Consider the following 8803-nt stretch of genomic DNA (forward strand, 5'->3'; position numbering starts at 1 on the left):
AGTAATCGGTACCGTATCGTTTACTAAATGACTGACACCGTGCTCATCGCGGGCGCCGGCCCCACCGGGCTGGCCCTGGCCGTCCACCTGGCCCTGCACGACATCCCCGTCCGGGTCATCGACGCCCCCCCGCCCCCGCCACCACCTCCCGCGCCCTCGGCCTGCAACCACGCGGCATGGAGGTCCTGGAACGCATCGGCGCGCTCGGCGACCTGCCCCAGCGCTCCCGGTCCTCGCTCACCATGTCCTACAACGAGGGCACACGTACCGTGCTGCGCCTCCACGTCGGCCAGGCCGTCGCCGACCAGCCGAAACAGACCCTGCTGATCTCGCAGGCCGAGGTCGAGGGCTCGCTGCGGCAACGTCTGGCCGAACTGGGCGGCCAGGTGGAGTGGGACACCCGCCTGGTCGCGGCCCGGCAGGACGACGCCGGCGTCACCGCCACCGTCCGCATGGCCGGCGGCGCCGAGCGCCACGTCGAGACCCACTGGCTGATCGGCTGTGACGGCGCGCACAGCACCGTGCGCAAGCTCGCCGGCATCGGCTTCCCCGGCCGCAAACTCCTCGAACGCCTGCTGATGGCCGACGTGCAGGCCCGGTGGCTGCTGGACAGGAACGGCAGCACGACCTGGATGGAAGCCGGCCACATGCTGTCGGTCACCGCGCTGCCCGACGACACCTGGCGGGTGTTCACCGAACCGCCGTCGCGGCTGCCGGACCGGCTGTCCGAACGCGAGATCGGCGACCGGGTGCTGGGCGAGTTCTCCCGCCGCAGCGGGATCGGCCTCGACACGGTCACCGACCTCCGCTGGGCCTCGGAGTTCCGCATCCACCGGCGGCTGGCCGACGCCTACCGGCGCGGCCGGATCCTCCTGGCCGGCGACGCTGCGCACATCCAGAGCCCCACCGGCGGCCAGGGACAGAACACCGGGCTCGGCGACGCCGAGAACCTGGCCTGGAAGCTGGTGCTGGTCGCCCGTGGCCGCGCCGACCGGCGGCTGCTCGACACCTACGAAGGCGAACGCCGGCCGCTGGCCCGCAAGGTCCTGCGCGCCACCAGCACCGCCGTGGACATCATGCTGCCGAACGCCCCCTGGAAACGCCTGCTGCGCGACCACGTCGTCCTGCCGGTCGTGCGGCTGCCCGCCGTGCAGCGGCGGCTGTGGCTGGCCGCCTCCCAGCTCGGCATCAGCTACCGAGGAGGGCCGCTGGCCGCCGCCGAGCACCGGTGGATGCCCGGACTGCGTCCCGGCGACCGGATGCCCGACCTCGCCTGCCGGCGTCCGGACGGCGGCGCCACCACCCTGCACGCCGCCATCGGCGGACGCTGGGCCGTGCTCGCCGACGACCGGCACGTCGCCGCCCGCCACGCCGAGGCCGCCGCGGCGCAGTTGGGCGCCGACCTGGTCGTCGCGCTCACGCCGGTGGAGCCCGGCTCGCCCGGCGTGACGCTGATCCGCCCCGACGGGCACATCGGTTGGCGTCACCGTCCGGCACCCGACAGACTGACCACATGGCTGAACCAGGTGCTGTGGCCGGCGGAGAACGCCACGGCCGTCCCCGCGATCCGGGAAACGACGCCGCCATCCTGGAGGCGGCGCTGGACCTGCTGATCGAACGCGGCGCGGCGGGCACCAGCGTGGAAGCGGTCGCCCAGCGCGCCGGCGTGGCGAAACTGACCGTCTACCGGCGCTGGCGGGCCAAGGAGGACCTCCTGATGGCCGCCCTGGAGCACGCCCGTGCCCCCGACATCGACGCCGCCCCGGCCGGGCGGTCGATCGAGGAACTGGTCCGCTCCGTCGCCGAGCTGCTCAGCCGTCCCCGCTTCCGCGCGCTGATGGCCCGCGTCATCGGCGCCTCGGTCGACTACCCGAAGCTGGTGGCCGCCTACACCGAGCGCTACCTGCGGCCACGGCTGGACGCCGTGGCCCAGGTCGCGCAGCAGGCCGTCGAGGCCGGTCACCTTCCGGCGGGCACCGACCCGGGCGTCGTCCAGGACATCCTGGCCGGCTCGATCGGATCCGTCCTGCTCCAGCACGCCGACGACGTGACCGCCGAACAGATCGAGCGCCGGTTGCGTACTCTGCTGGCCCACATCGGGTACCGGCCCTGACACCGCGCGGCCGCCGTCAGGCACCGAAGGCGCCGCCTGAAGGGACGGAAGCTCAGCCGGGCAGATCGGCGCGGCCCACGAGCCCGTTCTCGTAGGCGTGGATCACCGCGTGCACGCGGTCGCGCAGGCCCAGCTTCTGCAGGACGGCCCGGACGTGCGACTTCACCGTGTTCTCGCTCAGCACCAGCTCCGCGCGGATCTCAGCGTTGGACCTGCCGCGCGCCAGCAGGCCGAAGATCTCGACCTCGCGCGGGGTGAGGCCGTCCAGGGCTCCCGTCCTGCGCGTCGGCGTCTGCCGCAGGAGGCCCAGGATCGTCGCGGCCACCCCCGGGGCCAGCGCCGCCGTGCCCGACGCGACGTCGCACACCGCCTGGGCCAGCGCGGCGGGCCGGACGTCCTTGGTCAGGTAGCCGCTGGCGCCGGCCCGGACGGCTGCCACGACCAGTTCGTCGTCGTCGAACGTCGTCAGCATGAGCACCCGGGTCGCCGGAGCGATCCGCACGATCTCCGCCGTGGCGGCGACGCCGTCCAGGCGCGGCATGCGGATGTCCATCAGCACCACGTCGAGGCGGTGCCGCCGGGCGACCTCGATCGCCTGGCCGCCGTCGGCGACGTCGTGGGTGACCTCGATGCGTTCGTCGGCCGACAGGACCGTGCGCAGCGAGGCCCGCAGCAGCTCCTGATCGTCGACGAGCATGACCCGGATCGCGCTCATGCCCCCTCCTTCGTGGGGAGCCGCGCCCGCAGCACCCATCCGTCGTCCCCGTCGTCGATCGACAGTGTGCCGCCCGCGGTGCGCACCCGTTCCTCGATCCCCATCAAGCCGGTCCCCTGGCCGCGGGCGCCGCGAGGCGCGCCGCCGCCGTCGTCGCGGACCTCCACCACCATCTCGGCCGCACTCCAGCGCAGGCTGACGCGCACCGCGACCGGCGGTTCCAGGTGGCGCAGCGCGTTGGTGATGCCCTCCTGCACGGTCCGCACCGCCGCGACCTCGGCGCTGAGGCTCAGCGGCCGCCGCTCACCCGCCTCCGCCAGCGTCACCGCGTGCAGCGGGCTCGCCGCCGAGGCCACCAGGTCGGGCAGCACGTCGAGCGAGATCGGCACCTGGCCGGGCCGGGATCCGGCGCGCGGCGCCGCGGCGGCCGCGCCCATGGCGGACGGGCCCCCGGCGGACGGGCCCCCGGCGGACGGGCCCAAGGTGGCCAGCATCGCGCGCAGACCCTGGTGGGCGTCCCGGCCGGTCTCGGCGATGTCGCCGAGTTCGCGCCGGGTCGCCGCATCCGCCGTCGTCACCGCCGCGGCCTCGATCCGCGCGACCATGACGGTGACCGTGTGGGCGATCACGTCGTGCAGGTCGCGGCGGATGCCGGCCCGTTCACCGGCGAGCGCCGCGGCCAGCCGTTCGCCCTCGGCCCGCCGGGCGGCCTCCTGCCTGCGCCGTACCAGCAGGGCCGCGAGCCACACCCCGACGACCGCGAGCATCAGCAGCCCGCCCTCCAGCAGGCGGATCCACAGCGGGTCGGCGGGCAGCCGCGCCCACCCCACCACCTCGTTCAGGACGATCCCGAGCGCCGCGACCGCCAACGCCGGCACCGAGGACCTGACCGGGACCAGGCCGGTCAGCCGCCACAACGCGAAGGGGAAGCACACCGCCGAGGGCAGCAGGTTCAGCGACCATCCCGGGGAGGGCGTCAGCACCAGGACGAGCATGGCCAGCGCGCCGATCCCGTACCCCGCCCACGGCCGCCGGGCGGCCGCCACCGCCCCCGCATGGAGCAGGACGGCGGCGCCCGCCGCGGCCAGGACCTGCCACCAGGCCGCCCCCAGGTACCAGGCGCCCACCAGGATGATCACCGTCAGGAACGCCAGGACCGCGTGCGCCGCCACCGTCGTGGCCGGACGGGCGCTCCGGCGCAGAGGGGCTGTCACGGTCGGTCGTCGCCTTCCGGTGGGCTCGTGGTGGGGGAGCCGTGCCCGGCTCGACCTGCCACAGGATAACCAGCGGCCGAGGGGGACAGGTGCCGCGCCGCGTCGGCCGCTCCGGCAGCGCGCGAATAGATCACGAGTCTGGACATTCCGCAGATACGCGCGAGCACGCCTGGATAGGCTGCCACAACTTGATCACCGACGAGGAGGAGCACGCGCAGCGGCTGCGCCGCGCCGAGCGGGAGGCGCGCAACGCCGCCCGGCTGCGCTCCCATCCGCACATCGTCACCGTCCACGACGTGGTGATCGAGGACCAGGCGCCGTGGATCGTCATGGAACTGGTCGACGGCGGCACCCTCGCCGAGCTGATCGCCCGGGACGGCCCCCTGCCGCCCGGCGCCGTCGCCTCGGCCGCCAGGGGCCTGCTGGACGCCCTGCGCACGGCCCACGCCGCCGGCATCGTGCACCGGGACGTGAAACCCGCGAACGTGCTGATCGCCCGGGACGGCCGCGTGCTGCTCACCGACTTCGGCATCGCCGTGCAACAGGGCGACACCGCCCTCACCAAGAGCGGCGGGCTGATGGGCTCGCTGGAGTACATCGCGCCGGAACGGTTCAACGGCGTGGACAGCGGCGGCGCCGGCGACCTGTACTCGCTCGGGGTGACGCTGTACCAGGCGCTGGAGGGGGTGTCCCCGTTCCACCGGGACACCCCTACGGAGACGCTCACCGCGGTGCTGCTGGGGGAGCCGCCCGTGCCCCGTGACGCCGGCGGCCTCGGGGCGCTGATCACCCGCCTGCTGGACAAGACCCCGGCCAACCGTCCCACCGCCGCCGAGGCCCTGGCCGTGATCGACGCCCTCGGGCAGCCTCTCCTGCCGAACACCCCGCCACCCCCGGCCGGCCCTCACTCCGTGCCGCCGCGACAGTCCTTCCCGGACGCCGGTTCCGCTCCGGCCGGCCCGTCGGCGCGCACCGAGAACGTCCCGCCTCCGCCGCCGCCCACGTTGCAGGAGCAGGCGCCCGCCTTCCACGGCCCGTCGCGGCCCGGCCCCGGCGGGCCGCGGAACCGCAAGCTGCTCATCGCGGGCGGCGCAGGGCTCGCTGTGGCGATCGCCGCGGTCGCCGTCGTCGTGGCCACCTCGGGAGACGGCGACCAGACCCCGCAGGCGGGCTCGTCCGGCACGGCGGCAGAGCAGACGGCGGCCGCCGCCGAGCAGCCCGGCGCGAAAGGCCACGGGATACCGCCGGGGTGCGAGAACCAGACCGGCGTCATGGAGAAGTGGACCCAGGTCCCGGTCAGCGGAACGGTGCCACTGCCGCCGACCGAGAACCTGCTCAACGAGATCATCGATCTTCAGCAGGCCAATCTGGCCAAGGCGGTCCGCCCGGCGCTCAAGGTCGCGCTCCGGAACGACATCGACACCGCCCAGAAGGCGCTCAAGGCGCTTCGCGCCGACGACGTGGACACGTACCGGCAGGCGGTGACGAAGGACAAGCTCGGGCACCTGACCGAGATCTCCGACGCGTGCTTCTTCAACGATCTCGGCCCGTCGCAGTCATCGGGTTGACCCGGGAGCGACGATCAGGAGCGCTTGCGGTAGACGGCCATGGCCCAGCGGACCGGGCGGTTGGTGCCCTCGCCCCAGATGCCCGCCCGGACGGTGACGGTGACCCGCCTGCCCTCCGGCACGGCCAGCTCGGTCATCGCCATCGGGTACGGGCCGCCCGTCCACTGGCTGCAGGTGACCACCCCCTCGTCGCCGCCCTCGATCCGGTACGTGAACCACATCCGCCTGGCCAGGTCACCGGCGCAGAGCGCCTCGATGCCCATCCTGCCGCCGTCGCCCCGGACCGTGACCGTGGCCGTCCCGTCCTGCGGCCAGATGCGGTCCTGCGTCGCGCCGGCCAGCTCCCAGCTCGGCAGCCGCTTGGGGAAGGCTCTGAGCGGTTCGGGATCGACCGGCCGCGCGGGAGGCGTCCATTCGTAGACGGCCAGGTTCCAGACCGCCTTGACGGGCTCAGGGGTGACGCACGGCGCTCCCTTCCCCTGCCGCGTACACCCGCCGCCCCTGGTGGTCGTGTCGAACGTCACCGTGACCTGGCCGGCCCCGGCGGGCACCGGCAACGGGACCAGCTCCATGCCCTTCAGGCAGGGGGAGATGGGCGGGGAGGCGCCGGCGGCGCGGCCCGCCACGGAGATCCTCGGCGCCGTGGCGCCGAACGAGCCGTCGCACAGCGCGGCCACGTCCAGCGGCCTGCCGGTGACCGGGATCGTGACCGACGTCTTGCGCGCGCCGTCCGTCCTGACCGTCGCCGTCGCCAGCCGCCGGTAGCCGGTGCCGTCGTGGGCGGTGAACCGTTCCGGCAGCGGCTCCGGGGCGGGGGCCACGGCGGAGGCCGAGGTCGCGGGCTCGTGCCGCGTCACGGCGCCACCGGGCAGCAGGGAGAGCACGGCCGCGCCCGCGGCCACCGTCGCGGCGGCGGACGCCATAACCCTGCGCCGCCAGGTACGCCGCACACGTCGGCGGACGAGCTCGTGGCGGTCCGGGATCGCGGGCGCGGGGCCCTCGGCTCGCTCCCGCAACATCTCCCGCAGGTCCTGCACGCTCATCGGCACTCCTTCACGATCGACTCGTCCACGCGCAGCTTGGCCAGCGCCTTGGCGGTCTGGCTCTTGACCGTGCCGTCATGGCAGCCCAGGATCCTGGCCACCTCCTGCACCGACAGGTCCTCGTAGAACCGCAGCACGATCACCGCGCGCTGCTTGGCGGGCAGCCTTCCCACCGCCTCCCACAGCTCCTCCCGTCCGGACCGCTCGGCATCGGGCACCCCCTCCTCGGGCAGCGTGCCGCTCGGCACCTCGCCGCGCCATCGGCGCCGCCACCACGAGGTGTAGGTCGTCACGAGCACCCGCCGCACGTACGCCTCGGGCTCCTCGATGCGCGACCAGGCGAACCACGCCTTGGCCAGGCACTCCTGGAGCAGGTCCTCGGCCGTTCCCCAGTCGCGGGTCAGCAGGTACGCCGTCCGCAGTAACCGGTCGGACCGCGAGGCCACGAAGTTGTCAAAGAGCTTCCTGTCTGGCACACACGTACTGACGCGGTGCCGGCGCGATCAGGTTGCCTCGCCGATCCCGCCTTCTCCTATGATCACCGGGTGCCCTTATCGCGGATCGCGCCGACCCTGCTCGTGCTCACCCTGACGGCCGGATGCGGCGGACAGGACGCGACGGCGGCCCGGACGCCCGCCGAGGCGGTGGCCCGGCAGGCGAAAGAGGGGGCCGGAGTCAAGGTCACCAAGGTCGTCCGGCTGACCTACGGCAACGCGCCGCGGGCGGCGGAAGACCTCGTCGTGCCGGTCGACATCGGCGAGTACAGCGAGAGCCGGACCACCGGAATCCTGCGCCTCGGTACGGCCGCCTCCGACCTGACCACGACCTTCCACCGGACCGACGTCCCCGAAGACCTGAAGAACCTCGTCCCGAGCGACCTGTCGGGCATGACGACCAGGGCGATCACGATCGGCGACTCCGGCACCTACGAGCAGCGGGCCGACCGGAGGGACGTGCCCGCCGGCAAGAGCTGGCTGCACCACAGCAGCCCCGAATGCGGGATGGCGGCGCGGCTCGCCGGGGCACTCGACGCGCGCGCGGTCCTGTCACCCGAGGTGCTGGAGAGGCTCGCGGCGCCTGCGCCCTCCTCCGGCGGGGTCATCGACGAGGTCACCACCGTCGTCCATGCCGGAAGCGCCGCGCAGACCCAGCTCAGCGCCCCGGCCCGGGGCGACGATCCCGCCATGGCGGAAGTACTGCGGGAGCAGTACCGCTCGGCACGGGTCTCGTGGCAGTTGTGGGTCGGGCCGGACCGGCTTCCCCGCCGGGTCCGTCTCGTCGCGGCCAACCCCTCGGCCGAGGAGGGCGTGCCCAGGAGCAGCGTGACCGAGATCGACTTCACCGACTGGGGCAACGACGTGTCCGTCGAGCCGCCGCCGAAGGACCAGGTCCACGAGAGCGGCAGCTGTCTCGCCCCGGAACCCTACTGAACGTGCCGGATGCAACCTGGGCGTGACGTTTCCGTCCGGTGCCGGTTAGACGGGGGTCACGGGGACGCGGGCGGATGCGCCGGCGCAGGTTCCGGTCCCGCCGAATAGCGGTGACGCCGCCGCCCCTATCGGGCGTCGCCGAGCCGGTCGCCCTCGGCCGATTCGCCCTTCAGTGGGCCCGGAATGCCGGACTTTCCCTGCCCGATTGTCCGGCATGACGGCCGATTCTGGCACGTGGATGGGTGTGACCAGCGGTAACAGAAATGTCGGTATGCCTACCGATGAACATACGTATTTTCGAGCAGTCAACCAGCGCTTAGCGTCTGGCGGCAACAAGGCGAAACGGTTCGCTTGCTGTATCCGTCACCCTTTTTCACCCCCCCGACTCCCTTCACCTCCCCGCGACCCAGGACACCCCTGACGGCGTGGTGACCCGCGCATGCCCAAAGGCGGCAACGGCGTGAAGGGAGCCCGCCGAAAGGAGCACCACAGCGTGAAACGCAAAGCCTTACTCGCGGCGGTCGCCGGCCTGGCCACGGCCGCGACCCTGACGCTTCCCGCGTCTCCCGCCAGCGCCGCCCCTCCCGGAGCCACCCCCGCACAGGACCCCGGCACCACCGCACCGGCGGCGGCAGACCCCGCCTCGCTCGCCGCGGCGGTCGCCGACAGGGCGGTCTCCAGCCAGCTCGACAACCTCAGCAGAGGCCCCGACGAGGCCTA

The 8803-nt window shown here is 73.6% G+C and carries 8 protein-coding genes and 2 pseudogenes; 6 read left to right on the forward strand and 4 right to left on the reverse strand.

Annotated features, from left to right (window positions below; genetic code table 11):
• Nucleotides 1–146: 146 nt before the first annotated feature.
• The 3 genes and pseudogenes from AB0J46_RS50930 to AB0J46_RS50940 form a co-directional block, all read left to right on the forward strand.
• Nucleotides 147–1043, forward strand: a pseudogene (locus AB0J46_RS50930) (FAD-dependent monooxygenase); the annotation flags it as partial.
• A gap of 216 nt (nucleotides 1044–1259) precedes the next feature.
• On the forward strand, nucleotides 1260–1613 hold the full coding sequence (locus tag AB0J46_RS50935; RefSeq protein ID WP_364344455.1) for a hypothetical protein: 354 nt from the start codon (nucleotides 1260–1262) through the stop codon (nucleotides 1611–1613).
• Nucleotides 1514–2113 carry a TetR/AcrR family transcriptional regulator gene (locus AB0J46_RS50940; RefSeq protein WP_364344438.1) on the forward strand — a complete coding sequence of 200 codons (600 nt, stop codon included), beginning with the start codon at nucleotides 1514–1516 and terminating at the stop codon, nucleotides 2111–2113. Before AB0J46_RS50935 ends, AB0J46_RS50940 begins: the two co-directional genes overlap by 100 nt.
• Before the next feature lie 52 nt (nucleotides 2114–2165).
• Here the strand turns inward: AB0J46_RS50940 and AB0J46_RS50945 are convergent, their stop codons facing one another.
• Both AB0J46_RS50945 and AB0J46_RS50950 read right to left on the reverse strand, forming a co-directional pair.
• Nucleotides 2166–2828, reverse strand: a complete 663-nt coding sequence (locus AB0J46_RS50945) for a response regulator transcription factor (protein ID WP_364344441.1) — start codon at nucleotides 2826–2828, stop codon at nucleotides 2166–2168.
• Nucleotides 2825–4042: a histidine kinase gene (locus AB0J46_RS50950; protein ID WP_364344444.1), complete on the reverse strand. Its 1218-nt coding sequence runs from the start codon at nucleotides 4040–4042 to the stop codon at nucleotides 2825–2827. The genes AB0J46_RS50945 and AB0J46_RS50950 overlap by 4 nt, the downstream gene beginning before the upstream one ends.
• Before the next feature lie 188 nt (nucleotides 4043–4230).
• Here AB0J46_RS50950 and AB0J46_RS50955 point away from each other — a divergent pair, with 188 nt between their 5' ends.
• A complete protein-coding gene (locus tag AB0J46_RS50955; protein WP_364344447.1) occupies nucleotides 4231–5610 on the forward strand; it encodes a serine/threonine-protein kinase in 1380 nt (459 codons plus the stop codon).
• A gap of 14 nt (nucleotides 5611–5624) precedes the next feature.
• On the opposite strand, the gene AB0J46_RS50960 is transcribed toward AB0J46_RS50955, so the two are convergent.
• Nucleotides 5625–6653, reverse strand: a complete 1029-nt coding sequence (locus tag AB0J46_RS50960; protein WP_364344450.1) for a hypothetical protein — start codon at nucleotides 6651–6653, stop codon at nucleotides 5625–5627.
• The gene (locus tag AB0J46_RS50965) at nucleotides 6650–7129 is read right to left on the reverse strand and encodes a SigE family RNA polymerase sigma factor (RefSeq protein WP_358302255.1); all 480 of its coding nucleotides are present in this window, start codon (nucleotides 7127–7129) and stop codon (nucleotides 6650–6652) included. The genes AB0J46_RS50960 and AB0J46_RS50965 overlap by 4 nt, the downstream gene beginning before the upstream one ends.
• 69 nt (nucleotides 7130–7198) lie before the next feature.
• Between AB0J46_RS50965 and AB0J46_RS50970 the strand changes: the two genes are divergently transcribed.
• Nucleotides 7199–8083, forward strand: a complete 885-nt coding sequence (locus tag AB0J46_RS50970; protein ID WP_364344453.1) for a hypothetical protein — start codon at nucleotides 7199–7201, stop codon at nucleotides 8081–8083.
• A gap of 493 nt (nucleotides 8084–8576) precedes the next feature.
• Nucleotides 8577–8803: pseudogene (locus AB0J46_RS50975) on the forward strand (hypothetical protein); the annotation flags it as partial.

The sequence above is a fragment of the Nonomuraea sp. NPDC049758 genome (assembly GCF_040674635.1).
Classification (GTDB): Bacteria; Actinomycetota; Actinomycetes; order Streptosporangiales; family Streptosporangiaceae; genus Nonomuraea.